25 protein-coding genes are annotated in these 19,877 nt (G+C 55.4%); 14 read left to right on the top strand and 11 right to left on the bottom strand.

Features of this window, described 5'->3' with window-relative positions:
• Positions 1-76: 76 nt before the first annotated feature.
• The gene (gene metX / locus H6F59_RS08420; protein ID WP_190697672.1) at positions 77-1,177 is read left to right on the top strand and encodes a homoserine O-acetyltransferase; all 1,101 of its coding nucleotides are present in this window, start codon (positions 77-79) and stop codon (positions 1,175-1,177) included.
• 55 nt (positions 1,178-1,232) lie between these two features.
• On the opposite strand, the gene H6F59_RS08415 is transcribed toward metX, so the two are convergent.
• The 6 genes from H6F59_RS08415 to H6F59_RS08390 form a co-directional block, all read right to left on the bottom strand.
• On the bottom strand, positions 1,233-1,811 hold the full coding sequence (locus H6F59_RS08415) for a hypothetical protein (protein ID WP_190697670.1): 579 nt from the start codon (positions 1,809-1,811) through the stop codon (positions 1,233-1,235).
• Complete coding sequence (locus tag H6F59_RS08410) at positions 1,792-3,003, bottom strand: sulfite exporter TauE/SafE family protein (RefSeq protein WP_190697667.1); 1,212 nt, start codon at positions 3,001-3,003, stop codon at positions 1,792-1,794. The genes H6F59_RS08415 and H6F59_RS08410 overlap by 20 nt, the downstream gene beginning before the upstream one ends.
• A 304-nt stretch (positions 3,004-3,307) precedes the next feature.
• Complete coding sequence (locus H6F59_RS08405) at positions 3,308-3,583, bottom strand: hypothetical protein (RefSeq protein WP_199325705.1); 276 nt, start codon at positions 3,581-3,583, stop codon at positions 3,308-3,310.
• A 121-nt stretch (positions 3,584-3,704) separates the two neighbouring features.
• Positions 3,705-4,343: a hypothetical protein gene (locus tag H6F59_RS08400; protein ID WP_190697664.1), complete on the bottom strand. Its 639-nt coding sequence runs from the start codon at positions 4,341-4,343 to the stop codon at positions 3,705-3,707.
• A 28-nt stretch (positions 4,344-4,371) separates the two neighbouring features.
• Positions 4,372-4,980 carry a cadmium resistance transporter gene (locus H6F59_RS08395; protein ID WP_190697661.1) on the bottom strand — a complete coding sequence of 203 codons (609 nt, stop codon included), beginning with the start codon at positions 4,978-4,980 and terminating at the stop codon, positions 4,372-4,374.
• Positions 4,981-4,993: 13 nt separating this feature from the next.
• Entirely contained in the window at positions 4,994-5,749 is a 756-nt protein-coding gene (locus H6F59_RS08390; protein ID WP_313887157.1) for a cadmium resistance transporter, read from the bottom strand.
• 169 nt (positions 5,750-5,918) lie between these two features.
• Between H6F59_RS08390 and H6F59_RS08385 the strand changes: the two genes are divergently transcribed.
• Positions 5,919-6,854, top strand: a complete 936-nt coding sequence (locus H6F59_RS08385; protein WP_190697658.1) for a LysR family transcriptional regulator — start codon at positions 5,919-5,921, stop codon at positions 6,852-6,854.
• A gap of 112 nt (positions 6,855-6,966) precedes the next feature.
• Here the strand turns inward: H6F59_RS08385 and H6F59_RS08380 are convergent, their stop codons facing one another.
• The 3 genes from H6F59_RS08380 to H6F59_RS08370 form a co-directional block, all read right to left on the bottom strand.
• The gene (locus tag H6F59_RS08380) at positions 6,967-7,827 is read right to left on the bottom strand and encodes a prohibitin family protein (RefSeq protein ID WP_199325704.1); all 861 of its coding nucleotides are present in this window, start codon (positions 7,825-7,827) and stop codon (positions 6,967-6,969) included.
• 146 nt (positions 7,828-7,973) lie between these two features.
• Positions 7,974-8,423 (bottom strand): YidH family protein, encoded by a 450-nt coding sequence (locus H6F59_RS08375; protein WP_190520439.1) that lies wholly within the window; start codon positions 8,421-8,423, stop codon positions 7,974-7,976.
• Positions 8,424-8,634: 211 nt separating this feature from the next.
• Positions 8,635-9,282, bottom strand: a complete 648-nt coding sequence (locus H6F59_RS08370; RefSeq protein ID WP_190697655.1) for a Crp/Fnr family transcriptional regulator — start codon at positions 9,280-9,282, stop codon at positions 8,635-8,637.
• A gap of 420 nt (positions 9,283-9,702) precedes the next feature.
• Here H6F59_RS08370 and H6F59_RS08365 point away from each other — a divergent pair, with 420 nt between their 5' ends.
• The 8 genes from H6F59_RS08365 to H6F59_RS08330 all read left to right on the top strand — a co-directional run bounded on the left by H6F59_RS08365 (position 9,703) and on the right by H6F59_RS08330 (position 15,066).
• Positions 9,703-10,935, top strand: coding sequence for an RNA polymerase sigma factor (locus tag H6F59_RS08365; RefSeq protein ID WP_190697652.1), 1,233 nt, complete (start codon positions 9,703-9,705; stop codon positions 10,933-10,935).
• A 275-nt stretch (positions 10,936-11,210) separates the two neighbouring features.
• A complete protein-coding gene (locus H6F59_RS08360) occupies positions 11,211-11,606 on the top strand; it encodes a YciI family protein (RefSeq protein WP_190697649.1) in 396 nt (131 codons plus the stop codon).
• A 132-nt stretch (positions 11,607-11,738) separates the two neighbouring features.
• Entirely contained in the window at positions 11,739-12,467 is a 729-nt protein-coding gene (locus tag H6F59_RS08355; protein ID WP_190697646.1) for a DUF899 domain-containing protein, read from the top strand.
• 99 nt (positions 12,468-12,566) lie between these two features.
• Positions 12,567-13,043, top strand: coding sequence for a DUF1579 domain-containing protein (locus H6F59_RS08350; RefSeq protein WP_190697643.1), 477 nt, complete (start codon positions 12,567-12,569; stop codon positions 13,041-13,043).
• A 34-nt stretch (positions 13,044-13,077) separates the two neighbouring features.
• The gene (locus H6F59_RS08345; RefSeq protein ID WP_190697639.1) at positions 13,078-13,437 is read left to right on the top strand and encodes a YciI family protein; all 360 of its coding nucleotides are present in this window, start codon (positions 13,078-13,080) and stop codon (positions 13,435-13,437) included.
• Positions 13,438-13,579: 142 nt separating this feature from the next.
• Complete coding sequence (locus tag H6F59_RS08340) at positions 13,580-13,999, top strand: nuclear transport factor 2 family protein (protein ID WP_190697637.1); 420 nt, start codon at positions 13,580-13,582, stop codon at positions 13,997-13,999.
• A 95-nt stretch (positions 14,000-14,094) separates the two neighbouring features.
• Positions 14,095-14,499 carry a VOC family protein gene (locus tag H6F59_RS08335; protein WP_190697634.1) on the top strand — a complete coding sequence of 135 codons (405 nt, stop codon included), beginning with the start codon at positions 14,095-14,097 and terminating at the stop codon, positions 14,497-14,499.
• 156 nt (positions 14,500-14,655) lie between these two features.
• Positions 14,656-15,066 (top strand): VOC family protein, encoded by a 411-nt coding sequence (locus H6F59_RS08330; RefSeq protein WP_190697630.1) that lies wholly within the window; start codon positions 14,656-14,658, stop codon positions 15,064-15,066.
• Positions 15,067-15,243: 177 nt separating this feature from the next.
• On the opposite strand, the gene H6F59_RS08325 is transcribed toward H6F59_RS08330, so the two are convergent.
• Entirely contained in the window at positions 15,244-15,642 is a 399-nt protein-coding gene (locus H6F59_RS08325) for a WxcM-like domain-containing protein (RefSeq protein WP_190697627.1), read from the bottom strand.
• Between the two features lie 197 nt (positions 15,643-15,839).
• Positions 15,840-16,310: a BON domain-containing protein gene (locus tag H6F59_RS08320; RefSeq protein ID WP_190697624.1), complete on the bottom strand. Its 471-nt coding sequence runs from the start codon at positions 16,308-16,310 to the stop codon at positions 15,840-15,842.
• 514 nt (positions 16,311-16,824) lie between these two features.
• Between H6F59_RS08320 and H6F59_RS08315 the strand changes: the two genes are divergently transcribed.
• The 4 genes from H6F59_RS08315 (at position 16,825) to H6F59_RS08300 (ending at position 19,787) form a co-directional block, all read left to right on the top strand.
• Positions 16,825-17,232, top strand: coding sequence for a phage holin family protein (locus H6F59_RS08315; protein WP_190697621.1), 408 nt, complete (start codon positions 16,825-16,827; stop codon positions 17,230-17,232).
• 99 nt (positions 17,233-17,331) lie between these two features.
• On the top strand, positions 17,332-18,024 hold the full coding sequence (locus tag H6F59_RS08310; protein ID WP_190697618.1) for an SRPBCC family protein: 693 nt from the start codon (positions 17,332-17,334) through the stop codon (positions 18,022-18,024).
• 33 nt (positions 18,025-18,057) lie between these two features.
• Positions 18,058-18,480: a hypothetical protein gene (locus H6F59_RS08305; RefSeq protein WP_190697616.1), complete on the top strand. Its 423-nt coding sequence runs from the start codon at positions 18,058-18,060 to the stop codon at positions 18,478-18,480.
• Positions 18,481-18,605: 125 nt separating this feature from the next.
• The gene (locus H6F59_RS08300) at positions 18,606-19,787 is read left to right on the top strand and encodes a zinc-dependent alcohol dehydrogenase (RefSeq protein ID WP_190697613.1); all 1,182 of its coding nucleotides are present in this window, start codon (positions 18,606-18,608) and stop codon (positions 19,785-19,787) included.
• Positions 19,788-19,877 lie beyond the last annotated feature (90 nt).

Below are 19,877 nucleotides of genomic sequence, written 5' to 3'. Positions count from 1 at the left end.
TAGGGGGGACGGGAAGCCAAGCAGTGTCTACACTCCATCACTTTTTTACCCATCCACCCATCCACTTCCTACCCCTATGTCCTACCTCCACCTTGTCTCGTCGCATACCCGGCTCTACCACCTACCCGATCCCCTAGAGCTAGAACTGGGCGGCATTCTCCCCCAGGTGCAGGTGGCCTATCGCACCTGGGGAGAGCTGAGCGATCGCGCCCACAATGCCGTGCTGGTCTGCCATGCTCTCACTGGCACCGCCGACGTCGATGACTGGTGGCAACCGTTGCTGGGGCCGGGGCGCACCCTCGATCCAACCCAAGACTTTGTCGTTTGCAGCAATATTTTGGGCAGCTGCTACGGCACCACCGGCCCCACGAGCCCTAACCCAGCCACGGGACAGCGCTACGGGGCAAACTTTCCCGCCATCACCGTGCGAGATATGGTGCATGTGCAAGCCAAGCTGCTAGAAGGGTTGGGCGTAGAATCTTTGCGCTTAGTCATAGGAGGCTCCCTCGGCGGCATGCAGGCGCTGGAGTGGGGCTTGCAGTATGGCGATCGCGTAGAAAGCTTAGCCGTCATTGCCGCCCCTGGCCGTCATTCCCCCTGGTGCATTGGTCTGAGTGAAGCCCAACGTCAGGCCATCTACACCGACCCCCTCTGGCAGGGCGGCCACTATTCTTCCGATCGCCCACCCGCCCAGGGGCTAGCGGTGGCGCGGATGATCGCCATGAGCACCTATCGTTCCTGGGCCAGCTTCCACCACCGCTTTGGCCGCAACCCACCAACCGACTCTACCGCTCACGCCTCCACTCCCTACGCCGTCACCCAATATCTCCACCACCAGGGCGACAAGCTAGTGAAGCGCTTCGACGCTAACACCTACGTCACCCTGACCCACGCCATGGATCGCCACGATGTTGGGGCCGCCTATACAGGACAAGATGCCGATCGTCGCTACCAGGCAGCCCTGGCCAGCATTCACCACCCCACCCTAGTGGTGTCGATCGACTCTGACCTCCTCTACCATCCCGCCGAGCAGCAAGAATTAGCCGAACTGATGCCCCAGGCCCAGCTCGGCTGGCTCTATTCTCCCCACGGTCATGACGCTTTTTTGATTGATATGGAGAATCTAAATGAGCAAGTCATGGCCTTTCAGCAGCGCTGGGCGTTGGTCAATCGCTAGCTGAAAGACAGCCTCAGCAGTCCGTTAGAACCCTGTGCTAAACCATTTTGAACAATTAACGCAGCGATTTCCCTTCGTTGAAGACTGCGGCTAGGGCTGCGATCGCAACCACCGCCCCGCCCACTCCGCCTACAATCCACATCGGGGAACGCCTCGCCTCAGGCGCAGCTTCCGGGGCTGGGGCAGGGGTGGAGCTACGGCTACCCGTAGCGACAACGGTGGTATAGCTGAGTTCAAAGGGGGCAAAGGTGGCGTCGGCCTGGGGACGACCGGTGAGCACCAGGCGATATTCCCCCACCTTAGGAAACGTGATCTCGGCCCCGGGAATATTTTGAAACCGCTCGGGCGACATCGCTTCCAGGGTGGGCTGCATAACCGGCACGGCCCCAGACTGGTTGGCGGCATAGACGGCGAGGGTGCAGTCACACTGCTCTAGAGGAATGACCTGGCCACCCTGTTGGGTCAGGGCCACCCAGACTTGCGCTGGTTCTCCGGCTTTGGGGCTGTGGTTGGGTTCCAGGTGCCAGGTGCCCGCAACATCGCCCGACACTTCGGTCTTGTGGGCCTGGGCCGGTAGCCCGGCCAGGATGGCGATCAGTAGCCCGGCCACCAGACTAAGACTTGGCGGGCGCATAGTACTTCTCCAGAGACAGCAGAGACCAAAACAGCCGCCAACGCAACAGCAGTGCCAGTAGCGCCAGCACCACCAGGGCCGCAGCTGCCAGCCAGTGGCGGGTAGAGCGCTCAAACGCACCCAAATAGCTCGAACCCAAGAGCAGTGTGTGGGTCACCGCTAATCCAAAAATGGGGATGATGAGCAGATGGAGCCGTCGCCACTGGTGGCCCAGGCGAGCCTGCGCTCGATTGAAGCTAGTTAGGGCCAGGGGCACCATCAGCCCAAAGGCGACCATGCCCGACCAGCCGCCCGCCTGCAGGCTCGGCAAGAGAAACGGCAAAGCGGCCGGATTCCACCCCATGGTGACCATGTGGGCAACGTGGGCCACAGAGAGCACAAAGGCCCCCACTCCTAAGGTGCGCCGATAGACAAGTAGAGCTGGCCAGAGGCGGCTAAGGGGGCGAGCGATCAGCGCCAGCAGCAATAACACCAGCGCCCCATGGCCAGTGAAGTCGATCATGTCGCTGCCCCGAATCAAGGTCAGCAGGCCAATCAGTAGGGTGATCCAGCCACCTAGGCGAAACAGCTGCCCCCGGCGATCGCCGCTGACCCAGGCCGTCGATACCCCGACCCCAAGCATCATCGGCAGGGTGCCCAACCCAAAGGCCAGCATGATAGCTCCACCCCACCAGAGGTCAGTAGTCTCTGCTGCCTTCAGCTGGGCCGCGTACAAAAATCCACAGGGCATTAGCCCCCAAGCTAAACCCAGCAGCAACGGCGTCCACCGCTGAGGGTTGAGGGAGAGGGCCTGCATGGCGCGGCTCAGCCGATTGTGCCAGCTCGCTTGAGCCATAGGGTTGAGCAGTGGCACGTGAGGCACCTGGCCAGGGCTGATTTGGGCTAGGCCAAACCAGATCAGCAGCAGCCCGGTCACTAGGGCCACCCCCCGCCGTAGGGGGCTGCCGATGCCCGCCATCTGCCCGCTGGCCACCAGCACTGATCCCAATGCCCCAATCATCAGGCCCACCAGGGCATAGCTCGCCAGCCGCCCCAGGTTGAGCAGCAGGTGAAACCTAACCTGCTGCCAACGATCGCGATCGCTGTCGGGTTGCGATAGCGAAAAAGCTACGGTAATGGGTCCACACATGCCCAGGCAGTGGCCAAAACTGCCTAAAAATCCCAAGCTGGCCATGAGCAACAGGTCGAGCATGCTGGCACTGATAGACAATCTTTGAGCGTAACACCCCGCCAAGCGGGTGTCTTGCGACAGCCTGTCTGTTGACTCTAACCCTAGTCTGTTCTCGATATATGCTCCCTAGGGAAGAACGGCAACGCTGTAAATGCCCCAAATAAGAGCCCACGAAAATGGCCTGATTAATCAGGCCATTTTCGTGGGCAGGAGCCTAGGACCGTTGCCCAAAGAACTACCAATTTGTTACGACAGCGCCCAGCTGCGCCGTGGTTTTAGTAGCCAAATTTTTGCCGTCCATGGGATACCCCGCACCCGACAAAACTTAGCCAACACCATCATCTATTAGCTCGACCAGGCGCGAAAACCAGTAGGCAATTTCTGGATCGCAGCAGGTGGTGAGGCGGGCAATTTCTCGGGCCAGTTGAAAGGTGGCCTCTCCCTTAGGATGGCGAGTCATGCCCGCGTGGTGTAGCAGTGCTGCCTTAAGGTCACCAGGGTAGACGGGCAACGATTGACCATCGGTTGGCTGCATTTGGTTAAGAATAGGCTGCCAGTCGATGGCCTGTTTGGGGCGCTTCGGGGGGAGAGGAATTTTCATTGTAGGCCTGCTTTTTATAGGTTTATTTAGGGTTAGTTTTCCCGCTCGGGGAAGGGAGAAAAACAGGCGGGGGTGGGCTGGGCGGGTGAAAATTTACTTCTCACCCCCCACTCCCTACTTCCTAATCGACTGGGGCTGTCGCCACTTGGGTAGCCACGTCGGCCAGGGTAAACTCGGGCAGCGGTAGGGTAGTGTCGGCCGCTTTCAGCACCTTGTAGATCGGGGCATCAAACTCGATCGCGCCAGTAATAGGGTTTTCGCTGATGGTAAGGCGGGTGCCATCGACTAGAGAGGCGATCGCCCCCTCACCGCCTAGGTCAATACCGGTTACCGAGGCATCGCTAGGCAGAAACACGCCGGTACAGGCCCAGTCGTCGTCGGTGGTTTGGCCTGCGCCCAGGTAGGCAATCTCGGGGGTGGCATTTTTGTGGTCGGGGTCATAGCCGTAGACACCGACGGTGGCAGCGGTGGTGTTGCTGCAAATGCCCCAGTCTTCGCTGGTGTCTTGAATGTACTTTTGAAAGCGCAGGTCAGAGAGCTTTTGAGCGAGCGAGTCCGCGGTGTAACCCTCAGCTTTAAGGTCAGCATCGGGGTTAGATTGCAGCTGTTGTAAGTCGGTTAGCGCCTGGGTGATTTCGGCGTATTGAGAGCTTTTTTGAGCGATGGGGTCGGCAAAGGCCGGGCGGGCGACGCCGACGAGCACCAGCAAAATTCCAGCGAACAGTAGAAAGCTCAGAGCATTTTTGATTGTACGAATCATAGGAAAAGTCTCCTTTTTAGGGTGAAAGCTAGCGGCCGATCAGGCGGTAAGTTCCGCTGTCGACCAAGATGAACAGGCCCAAACCAATTAACACCAAGGGCATCAAGCGGTGACCGACGACGGTGAGGCGATCGCGCACCCCAGGCTGGCCAACCAACCCCCGAGCTAGCCAGTACCAGAGGGCGACCAGCACCCCAAACACCAGCAGGGTCACGCCCAGCTCGGCCCAGGTTTGGCCTACAAACAGCGACACATAGATACCGATGTTGTCGCCGCCGTTGGCCAGGGTAATGCCTGCGATCGCCGCCATTTGGGCATTTAGCAGGGGCAGCTTGGGCGGCACAACCTGCTCCTCGGCCCCATCTTCTCGCCTGAATAGCTGCCTGAGACCAATGGCGATGGGCACTAGGCCCAGCAGCCCCACGTAGGCTTTGGGCAGCACCAGACCGCCAAAGAAACCAGGCAAGCTAAGGACAACCAGGGCGGCAAAGCCGAGGTAACGACCCCAAAAAATCTGGCGGTGGGAGAAGCGGTTGGGCACCTGAGAAAAGAACACCATAAGTAGAACAAAGTCGTCTAGGTTGGTGGCTACAAATGCGATCGCGGCTTTGACCAGGGTTTGCGAGAGCGAGGGCATAGGGGCAAAAATGCTACCCGTCCATTCTCTGGGCTGCGGGCATGGGTTTACCAACGGCAACCGCCGCCGAGAGCCGCATCGTCTCCCGCAGCAGATGAATGACGCAGATGCCGAGGATGGTGAGGGTCAGAGCCGTCAACCCTCGGTACTCCAGGGTGTGGCTGTCGACCAAAATCAGCCCGCCCAAGGCCATCAGCACAAAGGGCACCACCTGAGACCCATAGCGGGTGAGCAGGGCTGCGATCGCCCCCACCTGGGTCAGCTGGTAGGCCACAAAACACCACACCCCCACCAGCCCAAAAAACACCGCCAGTGTTACCCCCAGCCCCAGCCCGTCGCTGCTAGCAAACATAGGCATGTAGATGCCCACATTGTCGCCGCCGTTGGCCATGGTAATAGCGGCCACGCTGGTGGTCTGGGGCGACAGCCAACCCGACCCGCCGCTGGTGGGCGCTAGTAGCACCTCGCCGGTATCTTCACCATTTGTCTCATCGGCGACCACCGACAGCAGCTGGCTCAAACCAATGACGATGGGCACCACCCCCAGCAGCCCAATCCAGGGACGGGGGAAGAGTAAACTGCCAAAGAATCCGGGCAAGCTCAGAGCCACCAGACCCGCAAACCCCACATACTGACCTGCCACAATGTGGCGCTTGCCCAGAGCTGCTCCTACCTGGGAAAAAAACAGCATCAAAATGACGATGTCGTCGAGATTGGTGGCGGCAAACGCCATGGAGCTACGCCCCAGAGTGGTCAGTAAGTCAGTCACGATCGCAGCACCTCGTCGATGGGGGTTAACAAACTTTGCCAATTGCCCCTTACCTTAGGTTGAATAAACGGACGGATCAAACAGTCTTTTTTGTGAGTTTGATAAATAGAATTTATGCAATAATTGAACAGTCTTTTTAAACTGTTCAGTCATCACAAAACTAGCTCCCATGAAGCTTGAGCAACTCCGAGTTTTTTTGGCGGTGGCCGAACATTTACACTTTACCCGCGCGGCAGATTCGCTCTACATTACTCAGCCAGCGGTCAGCGCATCTATTCAAACCCTAGAAGAAGAGTATGGTGTAAAGCTATTTCATCGCATTGGCAGGCATATTGAGCTGACCGACGCTGGTGAAATGCTCCAGATTGAAGCCCAAAAAATTCTTGATCAGGTGGAGCTAACTGCCCAGGGTTTGCGTGAGCTAAACGACCTCCAGCGGGGTGGCTTAAAAGTTGGCAGCAGCCTCACCGTAGGCAACTACTGGCTGCCCCATAAAATCAGTCACTTCAAGCAGCATTACCCTGGAATTTCGATCAATTGTACCATTGCCAACGCGGAGGAAATTGTCAGCGGCACCGTGAGCGGTATGTTTGACCTAGGGCTAGTCACCGGAGAGGTAAAACCTTCCCTCAGCCAAAACCTATCGGTGTCGGTGATCGGTCAAGATGTGGTGGCGATCGTAGTTGGCCAAAGTCATCCCTGGTTTGGCCGCGATCGCATTTCTCTCGCTGAGATCACTGACACCGGCTGGATCATGCGCGAACCTGGATCGGGCTCTCGCTACATGTTTGAGCGATCGCTTCAGGGCTGGGGCGTTGACCCCAGCACGTTAGAAATAGCCCTCATTCTAACCACCAGCGAAATGATCAAAGCCGTGGTCGAAGGGGGCATTGGAGCTGCGGCTTTGCCCCGATCAATCGTGCGATCGGAGCTAAAGCTCGGCACCCTAAAAGCGATCGAAATTGTGGATGATATCAACGCGCCTCAGCATACCTATGAGATGACTCAGCCGGTGATCTTGCTGCGCCATCAAAAGCGATTTCGCACCCGCATTTCTAAAACTTTTGAAGAAATTTTAGTGGAGCCGGAGAAAGTGGCGGTTTAAGCTTTTTGAGGATAAAGGGATAGGGAGTATGAGTCTAGTTTTGAATATTGAGTTTTGAGTGTCTATCGTACAAAAATAACTTAACGCTCAAAATTGAAAACTCAAAGCTTCTTTATTTCTCATCACTTGGCAACAAATCGTCCAATTCAATCACCGTACTGGTTCCTTCTCCACTAATCATAGGCAGTCGTCCATCCCACTTTTGTAGCGCTTCATACTTGAGCACACTAGGGGTTAAGGTTTCTAGCAAAATTTGGTGAGCTTCAGCGGTTCCTCTAGCCAAATTAATCTCGATTTCGGCCTGACGCAGGGCTTTTTTGGCAACAAATTCTGCCTGTTTAGCCTCTTGTACGGCGATTTGCTTAGCCTCTACTGCATCGCGAAACTGCTGCGAAAAGTGAATGGTAGTCAGCGAGACATCGTCGATGGCCAGATTGTAGGGAGACAGGCGCGATCGCAGCCCTGCATCTACCTCAGCCTTTACCTGGTCGCGCTGAGTGATCACTTCTTCGGCGGTGTAGTGGGCGATCACGGCCTTGATCACCTCTTCTATGGCGGGGTTGATGATGGAGCGCACCACCGCAGGCTCATCGCCGATTTGTCGATATACCAGGTTGGCTTGGTCGGGCAGAATGTGCCAGTTGAGGGCGACATCGCTAAACACATCCTGCAAATCTTTAGACGCTGCTTCGGTAGCGATTTCCTGCTTTTGCACCCGAGTGCTCAGGGTCTCCACCGAATCCACTAGGGGAATCAAAAAGTGCAGCCCCTCGGCGAGAATTTCCTCCTGCACTTGGCCAAAGCGCATCCACACGCCGCGCTCCCCAGCGGGAATAACCACCCAAAAGCTGGCGGCCAGCCCCAGCGCCAGCAGCCCCAGCAAAATCCAGGCCGCTAGGGTGGCCCCACTCCCCCAGGGGGAAGCGGTGGCTGGCCTGGCGGCGCGATCGCGGTTGCTACTGAGATCAACCAAGGGTGACGGACTCCTGAGATGGGTGGATGGGTAGGGGGGTGGATGGGTAGGGGGTGGGCGGGTAAGGAGTGGAGGTGGAAGCTTTGAATCTTGAAGTCGCCCTTCGGATCAGCAGCTTCATCCCCTACTTCCCATCCATCCACTCCTTACATCATCGAAAACCCTTTCACCGACGCTGGGGCTGAAAACAGCACGTACAGTACCCCTGCCCCCAGCAGCGTGACCACCAGACTAAAGAGAATCACCCAGCGGCGGCTGGGTTCATAGGTGCTGCTTTCAATGGCGTCAAGGACCGCAAAGTAGTGCCAGGTCGACAACAGCACGGTAATCAGGCCAATGGAGGATAGACCTAGCCCCACCAGCCAGCCTTGGCCGGTGCCGGGCACATCGGGCGAAACCAGGTAGCGCAGGCGAGCAATTAAAACGCCGAAGCCAATCAGGGCGATCGCGGTACGCATCCAGGCTAGGTAGGTGCGCTCATTGGCCAGGTGATCGCGGGTGCGAGAGGCGGGTTTTGGGGACGGGGCAGGGGCGGTTGTGCCCTGGGGGCGATCGCCTGTGGGCGGGGTGTCAATTGCTTGAGAAGACTGGGTCATTAACGCAGCAGAGAGTCAGGACAGGCAGCAAAGCTGGCGGGCCAAACCTGACCAGCTTAGGCTAAAGTCTACAGCAGTTAGATTCAATCTGCGATCAACTTGCGATTGATTTTCAATCTAATGCCCTGTGGATTGAGTTATAGAACTCTGTGCCCTGCCCGTCGAGACAGCAGTACCAGGCTCGTTCGCTGCGTTATCACCTTAGCCCTAGCTAAATTTCGTAATGCCAGTGGTCGCTGGATTCAGCCAAAATCAGCTGGCGCGATCGCCGGTAGATCAGCCCCTGCTCTTCAAACTGGCGCAGCAGGCGAGTTACCGTCACCCGGCTAAGACCACTAAAGTCGGCTAGGTCTTGGTGGGTAATTTTGAGATCAATCAGGCAGCCGCGCTCAAGCTGTAGCCCAAAGCGGTTGGCCAACCACTGCAACAGCCCCAGCAAAGCAGCCTCGGCTCGGCGATGGGTGCGCACCACCATCAGCGCTTCGGCGTGCTTGAGGTAGCTGGTGATCACATCCACTGGCGGCTGCCAGTCAGACAAGGAAATGCACACCGCCTCGACATCGTTGACGGCTTCAATTAAATAGGGCTCCGCATTGGAGAGAAATTTCCCTATAATATCGCCCGCGCTCCAAAGGCCTAGGGCGATCGCGGTGCCATCTTCTAGGTAAGTTAGGGTGCGTACCGCCCCGGCTTTCAGCAGCCAAAGGCGATCGCTGGCAGCGGGCAAATAGCTGCGCCGTCCAAAATGACTAGACCCAGACACCGGCAGCCGCTGTAGCTGCTCCAACGAAAGGCCCTGCAAGCGAGCAGCCACCGGCGGGTTTGATAGACCCGCTAAACTATCCAGTTGTCCCAACATTGAGTGACTCCTATGTAAGGATTTGTGAAAAATCCAGCGTGCAGATGCCTTTAGGAAAAGACTACGTGGCCTGGGGTTTGGCTAACCTTGCTAGGGATAAGCGTCAACTATCCAGCCTGTTCTCCAAGCGAGCCGCCCAGCTAGCAAAGGGCTAAAGGGCAGCTCCAGAACTATTCCTAAAAATTCATCTCTGGAGCATAGCTCAATTTCAAAACATTTTCAAATGAAATTCATTTTAGTTCTGACTCCCATTCGTCCAAAGAGTTATAGGGCAATGATCTGAAGCAAGATAGCAGCTGAGTCAGGCTTTCTTGACTTGTTGAATGGCTAAATTGGCGAGCGAATTGGTCGGATAGCAGTACAATTGCACTAAATTAAAATGAATCTAGACGACTGACTTTGCTGGCAGGAGCGCTAACCATGAACGAATCCCTCCAGATGCAGAGGCAGGTAGATGCCATTTATCGGGCTGAGTCGCGTCGGGTTTTTGCCACGCTGATTCGCCTACTGGGAGATTTTGACCTGGCCGAAGAAGCGCTGCACGACGCCTTCGCCGTGGCGATAGAGCAGTGGCCACGGGATGGAATGCCAGTTAAACCAAGGCCGTGGCTGGTATCGGTGGGTCGGTTTAGGGCGATTGATCGCCTGCGTCGCCGCACCCGCTTTGACGCGTCGCTGGCCGAGCTGGCCCAGCAGCTCGATGCCCAGCCCGAGTTGCCCGACGACGATGTCGAGGACGATCGCCTGCGGCTGATCTTCACCTGCTGCCACCCGGCCCTGCCCCAGGAGGCCCAGGTGGCCCTCACCCTGCGAGAGGTCTGTGGTCTCAAAACCGAGGAAATCGCTAGCGCCTTTTTGCTCGCCCCACCTACCTTGGCCCAGCGCATTGTGAGGGCCAAGGCCAAAATCCGCGCGGCGGGTATCCCCTACCAGGTGCCCGCCCTGGAAGATCTGCCCGATCGCTTAGACACCGTACTCCAGGTAATCTATCTGGTGTTTAACGAGGGGTATGCGGCCTCCTCTGGCCCATCGCTGACGCGGGCCGATCTCTCGGGCGAGGCGATTCGGCTGGGGCGACTGGTGCTAGAGCTGCTGCCCAACCCTGAGGTGATGGGGCTGCTGGCGCTGATGCTGCTGCAAGAGTCACGGCGGCAGGCCCGCACCTCCCCTACGGGCGATCTGATTCTCTTAGCCGATCAGAATCGCGCGCTGTGGAACCAGGAGCAGATTGCCGAGGGGCGATCGCTGGTGCAGCAAGCCCTATCCTCAGGGCAGGTGGGACCCTACGGGATTCAGGCGGCGATCGCTGCCGTTCATGCCGAAGCCCCCCAACCAGCTGCAACGGACTGGGCACAGATTGTCGGGCTGTATAGCCTGCTAGCCCAGATCGAACCCACTCCCGTTGTCCATCTCAATCGAGCCGTGGCCGTGGCAATGCGCGATGGCCCCCAGGCAGGACTGCAACTGCTAGATGAGATTCTCGCTGAGGGCGATCTGGCTCACTATCACTTGGCCCATGCGGCCCGAGCCGACCTGTGCCGCCAACTGGGCGAAACCGCTGAAGCCAAGGTGTCTTATCAGCGAGCGCTCGATCTAGTCAAGCAAGAACCCGAGCGCCGGTTTCTCGAAAGCCGCCTGCGCGAACTGGTCTGAGTAGCGCTGAATAGGGCCAATGGCAGTCCTCAAAGCTCCCACTGAATGGCTGATTTAGCCTTGGAGTGGGGAATCCCAAAAAACTTAGAAAAACTTTTGCGCTGCTGTCGATCTGCTCCCTAGCCAAACGACTAATTCACAAAGGTGAGAAATTCAGGCCAAATCCACAGTCAATCACCTTGTTGCCGATGAGAAACCCCAAGGGCGCTACGCGTCCCTACAGAAGGGGGAATGCAAACGGGATTTGGTATTAGACCTAAATTTTGGAGGCAAGCATGAAATTCATCTGTCTGGGCTACTTCGACGAAACGCAGTGGGACAAGCTTTCTGAAGACGAACAGGGGGAGCTAATGGCCGACTGTTTTGCCTACGACGACGAACTGCGGCGGGGCGGCCACTTTATCGGTGGAGAAGCGTTACAAAGCGTTCGCAATGCAGCGACGCTGCGATACCAGAACGGTCAAGTTGTCGTCACCGATGGCCCCTTTGCTGAAACTAAAGAGCAGATCGGCGGCATTTTGATGCTGGAGGCCCGCGATCTCAACCACGCCATCCAGCTAATGTCGCACCATCCCGGAGTGCGCAACGGCCCCTTTGAAATTCGCCCAGCAGATGAGGAGATCAACGCCCAGGTCAACGAAAGCAAAACCTTTCAGACCAATCTGCACTGAGCACGGATCAGGAATTGCGTAGGTTGGATGAAACGCAGTGCAACCCAACAATACTCACCACCGTTGGGTTCCGCTGGCGCTCTACCTACCAACATTGGAAATTCCCCCTCAGAAATCTACGGAGAAATCGCCATGACTACCACTACTCTTGCCCATCCGCCCGTGGTGTCAGCCGACACCTGGCTGGCAGAACGAAAAGCGCTTTTAGCAGACGAAAAAGCCTTAACTAAACAGCGCGATCGCGTCAATGCCAAGCGCCGCCGTCTGCCCATGGTCAAGCTAGAAAAAACCTACACATTTGAAGGGCCTAAAGGTGAGACCAGCCTGCTCGATTTGTTTGAGGGCCGCCACCAGCTGCTGGTTTACCACTTTATGTTTGACCCCGAGTGGGAGAACGGTTGCACGGGCTGCACTGGCCTGGTCAATGCCATAGGTGATTTGAGTCTGCTGGGCGATCGCGACACCAGCTTCGCACTCATATCCCGTGCTCCGCTGGCCAAACTTGAGCAATATAAAGCCCGTCAGGGTTGGACTCTGCCCTGGGTTTCTTCCTTTGGCAGCGACTTTAACTACGATTTTCACGTCACGCTCGATGAAGCGGTGGCTCCGGTGCAGTACAACTACCGCGACCAGGTGGAGCTGGCTAGCAACTCAGAGCAGCACTTTATGAAAGGCGAAAGCCACGGTATGAGCGTGTTCTTTCGCATCGACGACGAGGTTTTTCATACCTACTCGACCTATGCTCGCGGCTGCGAGGGCCTGACTGACGCCTATAGCCTGCTCGATCTCACTCCCTACGGTCGGCAGCAAGACTTTGAGGATTCTCCCGCAGGCTGGCCGCAGCGACCGACCTACGGCTAGCGCCCAGCGGGTGGAAGTAAGGTCAAGGCCAGCTCGGCAAAACCTACTGCCAACCCGCCTGCCCCTTCAAACTTGTATCTAAAACATTGGAGAAATATTATGCACGTTCAACCGCAGACAGAACACCAGTGGCTAGACCGACTAGTTGGCGAATGGATCAGTGAGTGCGAGTGCATCATGGGGCCAGATCAGCCCCCATCAACGACTCACGGCAAGGAAGTAGTTCGCTCCCTAGATGGCGTTTGGGTTGTAGCCGAGGGCGAAAGCGAAATGCCCGATGGTGGCACCGGCACTACCCTGATGACCCTGGGCTACGATCCCGAAACCCAGCGTTATACAGGCACCTATGTTGGCTCGATGATGACCCATCTGTGGGTGTATAACGGCTCTTTAGATGAGGCAAAAAAGGTCTTAACGCTAGAAACTGAAGGGCCTGATTTCAACGGAAATTCAATGACCCAGTATAAGGACATCATTGAGTTCTTAACTGATGACCACCGCACCATGACGTCGCAAATTTTGACCGATGATGGTCAGTGGCAACAGTTTATGATCACCCACTTTCGGCGACAGTAGCCGATTGAAATCCGTCAATCTTGGGAGCTAAACCATGAAATACATGCTGCTGATTTACAGCGATGAAAACGTCTGGGGCGAGGGCGAGCAGGAGCGCTGCTACCAGGATTCGGTCAAGCTCACCCAGGATCTGCACGCCAAGGGTCAATATTTGGGTGCGTCGCCGCTGCACTCGGTAGCTACAGCCACCAGTGTGCAGATGCGCGACGGCAAGCGCCTGGTGACCGATGGCCCCTTTGCCGAAACCCGAGAACAGCTCGGCGGTTATTTTCTGATCGAGGCGGAAGATTTGGACGAGGCGATCGCGATCGCCGGCCGCATTCCTTCTGTGCACAAAGGCACCGTCGAAATTCGCCCCTTAATAGAGTTAACTGGCCTGCCATCTGGCCAATAGAGGCTAATCTTTTCAGGTTTTTTTTCAAAAGGGTCAGCTCTACCTGTCGATCTCGCCCCCCTCCATTCGACTACTTAACAAAGCAGGGAGATTTTAGTTGCAAACAACTCCCTGACCCCCGCTCGATATCGGAGATATTTCTATGACTAGCACGATCACGGTTACCCGCGACGAAGCCCAAATCCGACAGCTAATTACCGAGCAGGCCAACGGTATCTGTGCCAAAAATCTTGACCAAATCATGGCTCACTATGGCTCAGATGCCGTTCTATTTGACGTTAAGCCGCCACTCCAGCTCAAGGGTGTCGCTGCCATTCGCCAGATGTGGGAAAGCAGTTTGCCCTATATGCCCAACTCTTCGGGCACCGAGATGCAGGATCTCACTATCACCATCAGCGACGACCTGGCGCTGGCCCACTGGATGCTGCACTATACCGGCATTGCGGCCGATCATCCAGCGGCGCAGATGTGGTTGCGCATCACCGCTGGCTATCAGAAGCGGCAGGGTGAATGGCAGATTTTGCATGAGCACTGCTCGAGACCCTTTAACCCAGGCTGTTGAGCCAATGCCCAAAGAACTGTTTAGGGCGTCGCCCTAGATGATGCGCCCTAAACAGCCGATTTCCAGCCCTCACAAATCGCATAAGGAACCCCACCATGGGACGCAAAATTTTTGTCAATCTGCCTACTCAAAACCTCGACCAGGCGATCGCATTCTTTACCCAGCTCGGCTTTGCATTCAATCCGCAGTTTACCGATGAAACCGCTACCTGCATGATTGTCAGCGATGACATCTACGTCATGATTTTGACCAACGATAAGTTCAAAACCTTTACGCCCAAACCTATCTGCGACGCCACCAAGAGTACCGAGGTGCTAGTCTGTCTATCCTGCGACAGCCGCGAAGAGGTTGATAGCTTGGTTAGCAAAGCCGTTAGTGGCGGTGGCTCAACCTACAACGACCCTCAAGATCACGGATTTATGTATGCCCACGGCTTTCAAGATTTAGACGGTCATATTTGGGAGCTGATGTACATGGAACCCGGCGCTATCCCTCAGTAAGTAGTTGTTGGGTGGGTCATCAATTCGTGTGACCCACTACACCTGTCTCAGCAGTTCGTTTCGCTCATCATTTTTTGCACTAGCTGGGTTTTCGCTCCCTTGACGTTGAAAACCAGTTTTAATTGTTCACGAATTTTTTAGTCCTAGGAGGGCGCTATGAAACTGTATTCTTACCTCAACTTTAATGGCAATTGCGAGGCTGCATTCGATTACTATGCGCAGGTCTTAGGCGGCAAGGTTGGTGACAAGATGACCTATGGAGAATCGCCAATGGCCGACCAAACACCTGAAGATTGGCGCGACAAAATCATGCACTCTCAGCTAATCCTAGGAGATCAGGAGCTTATGGGGGCGGACAGCATGCCCGACTACTTTGAAGAGCCTAAAGGCACCTCTGTCTTAATCGCCATTGAAGATCCAGATAAGGCCGAGCATGTCTTTGCAGCCCTGGCTGAGAATGGCACTATTAAGATGCCCATTCAGGAGACTTTTTGGGCGGCCCGGTTTGGCATGGTAGTCGATCAGTTTGGCACACCGTGGATGATTAACTGCGATCGCGCCGCCTAGCCCTTCAAAGAAAGCTGCGTGAGGGTTGCTGTCAGTGGCAGCCCTCACACTACAGCGATAAAGGACGCATTTCCTAATCAGGCTTTCGGTTCGTCTACTTAATAGTCGGTAGCTTCAAGGCTACTGATCTGGCTACGGACCAACCAAAGGGATGTTTTGCGGCGATCGCCTAAATCACTAAACAGCTCGATTTTGAGTTCCTTCGCCAGGAGTAATAAACAACACAGAGCAGGGCTGGTGAACTTTAGCGGTGTGCCAAATGCCCTTGGGCACAATCACATAGGAGCCAGGGGTGTCTAGCGGCAGCCTGTTTTCAACACCGTTCTGCTTAAGAATGAGATCAATCTGCCCTGAGATCAGGCACACAAACTCTTCACCAGCAGGATGCATTTCCCATGTGCCCCAATCGCGGTCAAAGTTAAGTTGAGAGACAAGTCGCTTGTTTTTAAAGTCTCCAAAGGTACGGCTTAGTTCTTCATAAAAGGTGTCGCTTACTGACACTGGCATGGCATTGCCGCTACCATCCATCACAACGTAGGTGGAGTTTATATTTAAGGGCTTAATTTCGCTGGGCATTGACTAAGTCTCGAATGATTGTGGCTGTGACTGAATCTATTTAAACTGCTTTGTATGTTTCTACAGTCACTTTATACGTTATTGGACGAGCTTTTCAGACTTTGGGAATTAATAAATAAAAATAATAAAAATTCTAATGATTTAGGCACAAAAAAATCGGCGGTGTGCCGCCGATTAAATAAGCTTCTATCTGTTGCTTATTGAGTTATTTCCTTAAGACCTAAATCGTAGGAAACCTCGTGTACTCCAGGAATAGCTTTGACATCTTCAATAATGGCTCGGGCCGTGTCGCGACTCTTTACCTTGCCCGATAGCTGTACAGCACCGTTGGAGACGCCGACCTTGAGGTTATCAGGAACTTTGCTCATGATTCTGTCGGTGATATCCTGATCGCCCAGAGGAGTACCTTTGGCTTCGGCATACTCAATGCCCTCATATTGACTGTCGTTGGGCGTGGACTGAAGCGTCTCGTTGAGGTCTTTTTGCTCGTCGGTTATCGCCGCACCGTTAACCGCACCAGCGAAGGCGGGTTGGGTGAAGCTAACCAGCATGAGAGCCAAACAGATCATGGCGATTATGCCAGACTGCCCAGCTTTAGGAAGACGCACCAGCATTAGGGCTAAGCCTAAACCGACCACTACCATTCCAATTTCTAACGATATCAACATAGGTCTACTCCAATCAAAATTTATAGGTAAAGGCGCAAAGCAATTGTCAGAGACCGGCCTTGGGGGCGATCGCATTCTTGCTAGCGCACTTCACCGCTTAACTCTGGAGTTTACATAACCTAGCCAAATTCCATATCTCCCGCCGGCAGTAAGATGCCTACGCCAAAAGGCATAGCTTGTCGATTCCGTCTTCTTTTTTCGCCGTGGTCAGAAATTTTTGGCCTCTCCTCTGACTTCCCGAGTGAGAAATTTTAGGAAAACCATTCACAATTTCCGATTTTTCGCTGCCGACAGGATCGCCAAGCTTCTAAAAAACATCAGGACAGATTTTTGCTTATCTATCCAATAGTAGACACACATATTGGCATAGGTTTTTACCGTGGAATTAAGCGAAGCAAATTAGACCATTTGCAGTTGCCCTGGCTTGTTTGAGGCTGCTAACCACTAACCGCTTCACTTAGGCCCGGCAAAACTTCACTTATCCAAGGCTTGTAGTTTTTCAGGAGACGACACTATGTGGAGCATTCTTTTATCTGGCTTGGCAACGGCCCTTAGCCTGCTGGTTGTGGATCTAGTTGTGCCTGGGGTTACCATCAACACCCTAACCGCAGCGGCGATCGCGGCTGCTTCGGTCGGCGTGGTCAACGCTTTTCTCAAGCCGACGCTGCAAACCCTGACCATGCCTATCAACGCCGTTAGCTTCGGGGCATTTTCCCTGGTTCTAAACGGCCTTTGCCTGTGGCTGGCCTCTCTGGTGGTGCCCGGCTTCTACATCACCGGCATCATTGGTTTTCTGGTAGGTCCGCTGGTGCTATCGGCGGTGAACACCTTCATCAACAACTACTTTGACAAGAAAGCTCCTGCTTTCCTGCGCGATGGCACGGGTTCTGAGCTCAGCACCGAGCGCTCGTCTCAGCTCTAGTAGCCAGTTCTCAATCTAGCTCGCCCCATGGCCCTGAGCCGTCGGGCGAGTTGATTATCAAGCCCATAGAAACAGCGTTTTTGCCCAGAGGTTATCGAAGTGGAAGATTCCGTTAGCACGCAACCGTCAAAAGATACGGAGGCCGGTAAGTTAGAGCGGTGGGCGTCAATCATTAGCGGTGGCGCTTTGGTGCTCGGCGGCTTGCAGCAGCGATCGCTGCGGGGGATCTTGATGGCGGCTGCCGGTGGCAGCTTAGCCTATCAAGGTGTTCAAAAGAAAAGCACGCTCAAGCAGGTTGGCGAAGCCGTTGGTATTGAAAAGTCCATCTTGGTTGAGAAAACCGTCACGATCAATCGTTCGGCAGCAGAGCTCTACAGCTTCTGGCGGAAGTTTGACAACCTGCCCAAATTTATGCGCCATGTCAAGTCTGTGCAGGTTCAAGATGATCAGCATTCCCACTGGGTGGCCAACGCCCCCCTCGATCAGAGCATTGAGTGGGATGCGGTAATCGTGGATGACCAGCCCGATCGCCTAATTGCCTGGACCTCGACTGACGATGCCGAAGTGAACCACTCTGGGTTTGTGCGGTTTCAGCGCGCTACTGGCGATCGCGGCACCGAGGTCAAAGTGGTCATGGAGTATGAGCTGCCGGGTGGTGCTATGGCTGCTGCGATCGCCAAGCTCTTTGGCGAAGAACCCGAACAGCAGATCGGCGATGATCTCAGCCGCTTTAAGCAGCTGATGGAAACCGGAGAAATCGCCACTACTGACGGTCAACCCAAGGGAGCCTAGCCTTAATCTGCCCATGTTTTTGGACGTATTGCCATGAATTCTTTGTTTCATTCTCTCTCCTCTCTCTTCTCATTCGCTAAGACCGCCGTTGTGAAGGCTCGGCTCGGTCGGCGGGTGGCATGGGCTGTCCTGGCGATTGCCCTTTGGTTTGGCTCGGTCGGCTACATGCCCAGCGCCCAAGCGGCCAATGCGCCTGAAACTGGCGCTGGTGACACTAGTGCCGTTCGTCCTAGCCATAACCCGATCAGCAACGAAAACTTCCAGGGTGGTGTCGACCTAACGGCCCTCGATCGCCAGGGCAAGAACATCCAGCCCCCTGCCGAGTCAAAACCCGGCATTGGCGATCGGCTCAAAAATTTGATACCGGGGCTGTCCTCAGAGAAGTTGCCTACCGATGCGCCCCGCAGCACCATCCAGCCCGAGAGAAACCCCACCCTAGACCGCTACCCCAACTAGGAGTGAAATCCTGTTGAGCTACCAAGCCCCCTAGGCATTGTCCATTTCCCAACCCCTGGGTTAATGCGTCATTGTCACGGGCGTTGACCGAGATCGCTGAACGTAACTACCTCAGGAGAAGTTTAATGAAAGCAGTTTGCTGGCATGGCACCCACGATGTTCGGGTAGACACTGTGCCCGACCCGACAATTTTAAATCCGCGCGACGCCATTATTAAGATCACCTCTACGGCGATTTGTGGGTCTGACCTACACCTCTACGATGGCTTTATTCCCACCATGCAATCAGGGGATATTTTAGGCCACGAATTCATGGGGGAAGTAGTCGAAACCGGGCCAGGGGTGAGCAACCTCAAGCAGGGCGATCGCGTGGTGGTGCCATTCACCATCTCCTGCGGCAGCTGCTTTTTTTGCAACCAAGATCTGTGGTCGCTGTGCGACAACTCCAACCCCAACGCGTGGATGGCCGAGAAATTTTACGGCCACTCGCCCTCAGGTTTGTTTGGCTACTCTCACCTAATGGGGGGCTATGCCGGGGGTCAGGCCGAATACGTGCGGGTGCCCTTCGCTGACGTCGGCCCGCTCAAGGTGCCCGATGGCCTCACCGATGAGCAAGTACTCTTTCTCACCGACATTTTTCCCACCGGCTACATGGCGGCCGAAAACTGTGACATTCAGCCCGGCGACACGGTGGCTGTGTGGGGCTGTGGCCCAGTGGGTCAGTTTGCCATTCGCAGTGCCTTTATGCTCGGCGCTGAGCGGGTAATTGCTATTGACCGTGTGCCTGAGCGCTTGGCTCTGGCCCAGGCTGGCGGAGCAGAAGTTCTCAATTACGAAGAGCTTGACCCTGGGGAAGCCCTAAAAGAGATGACCGGCGGTCGGGGACCCGACAGTTGCATCGACTCCGTCGGCATGGAGGCCCATGGCACTGGCCCCATGGCGCTCTACGACACCGTGAAACAGGCGGTGCGTCTGGAAAGCGATCGCCCTCAGGTGCTGCGGCAGGCGATCGCCGCCTGTCGTAAGGGGGGCAAGGTTTCCGTCCCCGGTGTCTACGGTGGGTTTATCGACAAAGTGCCAATGGGTGCCTTTGTCAACAAAGGGCTAACGATGCGATCGGGCCAAACCCACGTTCACAAATACCTCAAGCCGCTGCTAGAGCGGGTGCAAAAGGGAGAAATCGATCCCTCTTTTGTAATTACCCACCGGCTACCCCTCGATGAGGCTCCCCGCGCCTACAAAATCTTTCGTGACAAAGAAGACAACTGTATCAAGGTCGTCCTCAAACCTTTTGCTACCACTGCATAGGTAGACGAGGAAACTTACGTAAGCCAGCACCAGGTCAATTAGACAGGGTCCAGTTGGCCTGGTCACGGCTCTACACTGTCAATCACCCGA

It is taken from the genome of Nodosilinea sp. FACHB-141, assembly GCF_014696135.1.
Classification (GTDB): Bacteria; Cyanobacteriota; Cyanobacteriia; order Phormidesmidales; family Phormidesmidaceae; genus Nodosilinea.
Note: the sequence above shows the minus strand (reverse complement) of the source record. Positions and strands in the feature narration are given on the sequence as shown.

What these genes read in the sequence shown, in the direction of transcription:
- H6F59_RS08405 (WP_199325705.1), bottom strand. Translation starts at nt 3,583, where the DNA reads ATGAAAATTCCTCTCCCCCCGAAGCGCCCCAAACAGGCCATCGACTGG.
- H6F59_RS08385 (WP_190697658.1), top strand. Translation starts at nt 5,919, where the DNA reads ATGAAGCTTGAGCAACTCCGAGTTTTTTTGGCGGTGGCCGAACATTTA.
- H6F59_RS08360 (WP_190697649.1), top strand. Translation starts at nt 11,211, where the DNA reads ATGAAATTCATCTGTCTGGGCTACTTCGACGAAACGCAGTGGGACAAG.
- H6F59_RS08370 (WP_190697655.1), bottom strand. Translation starts at nt 9,282, where the DNA reads ATGTTGGGACAACTGGATAGTTTAGCGGGTCTATCAAACCCGCCGGTG.
- metX (WP_190697672.1), top strand. Translation starts at nt 77, where the DNA reads ATGTCCTACCTCCACCTTGTCTCGTCGCATACCCGGCTCTACCACCTA.
- H6F59_RS08320 (WP_190697624.1), bottom strand. Translation starts at nt 16,310, where the DNA reads ATGTTGATATCGTTAGAAATTGGAATGGTAGTGGTCGGTTTAGGCTTA.
- H6F59_RS08305 (WP_190697616.1), top strand. Translation starts at nt 18,058, where the DNA reads ATGAATTCTTTGTTTCATTCTCTCTCCTCTCTCTTCTCATTCGCTAAG.
- H6F59_RS08410 (WP_190697667.1), bottom strand. Translation starts at nt 3,003, where the DNA reads ATGCTCGACCTGTTGCTCATGGCCAGCTTGGGATTTTTAGGCAGTTTT.
- H6F59_RS08325 (WP_190697627.1), bottom strand. Translation starts at nt 15,642, where the DNA reads ATGCCCAGCGAAATTAAGCCCTTAAATATAAACTCCACCTACGTTGTG.
- H6F59_RS08400 (WP_190697664.1), bottom strand. Translation starts at nt 4,343, where the DNA reads ATGATTCGTACAATCAAAAATGCTCTGAGCTTTCTACTGTTCGCTGGA.
- H6F59_RS08350 (WP_190697643.1), top strand. Translation starts at nt 12,567, where the DNA reads ATGCACGTTCAACCGCAGACAGAACACCAGTGGCTAGACCGACTAGTT.
- H6F59_RS08335 (WP_190697634.1), top strand. Translation starts at nt 14,095, where the DNA reads ATGGGACGCAAAATTTTTGTCAATCTGCCTACTCAAAACCTCGACCAG.
- H6F59_RS08340 (WP_190697637.1), top strand. Translation starts at nt 13,580, where the DNA reads ATGACTAGCACGATCACGGTTACCCGCGACGAAGCCCAAATCCGACAG.
- H6F59_RS08375 (WP_190520439.1), bottom strand. Translation starts at nt 8,423, where the DNA reads ATGACCCAGTCTTCTCAAGCAATTGACACCCCGCCCACAGGCGATCGC.
- H6F59_RS08300 (WP_190697613.1), top strand. Translation starts at nt 18,606, where the DNA reads ATGAAAGCAGTTTGCTGGCATGGCACCCACGATGTTCGGGTAGACACT.
- H6F59_RS08345 (WP_190697639.1), top strand. Translation starts at nt 13,078, where the DNA reads ATGAAATACATGCTGCTGATTTACAGCGATGAAAACGTCTGGGGCGAG.
- H6F59_RS08315 (WP_190697621.1), top strand. Translation starts at nt 16,825, where the DNA reads ATGTGGAGCATTCTTTTATCTGGCTTGGCAACGGCCCTTAGCCTGCTG.
- H6F59_RS08355 (WP_190697646.1), top strand. Translation starts at nt 11,739, where the DNA reads ATGACTACCACTACTCTTGCCCATCCGCCCGTGGTGTCAGCCGACACC.
- H6F59_RS08395 (WP_190697661.1), bottom strand. Translation starts at nt 4,980, where the DNA reads ATGCCCTCGCTCTCGCAAACCCTGGTCAAAGCCGCGATCGCATTTGTA.
- H6F59_RS08330 (WP_190697630.1), top strand. Translation starts at nt 14,656, where the DNA reads ATGAAACTGTATTCTTACCTCAACTTTAATGGCAATTGCGAGGCTGCA.
- H6F59_RS08365 (WP_190697652.1), top strand. Translation starts at nt 9,703, where the DNA reads ATGAACGAATCCCTCCAGATGCAGAGGCAGGTAGATGCCATTTATCGG.
- H6F59_RS08415 (WP_190697670.1), bottom strand. Translation starts at nt 1,811, where the DNA reads ATGCGCCCGCCAAGTCTTAGTCTGGTGGCCGGGCTACTGATCGCCATC.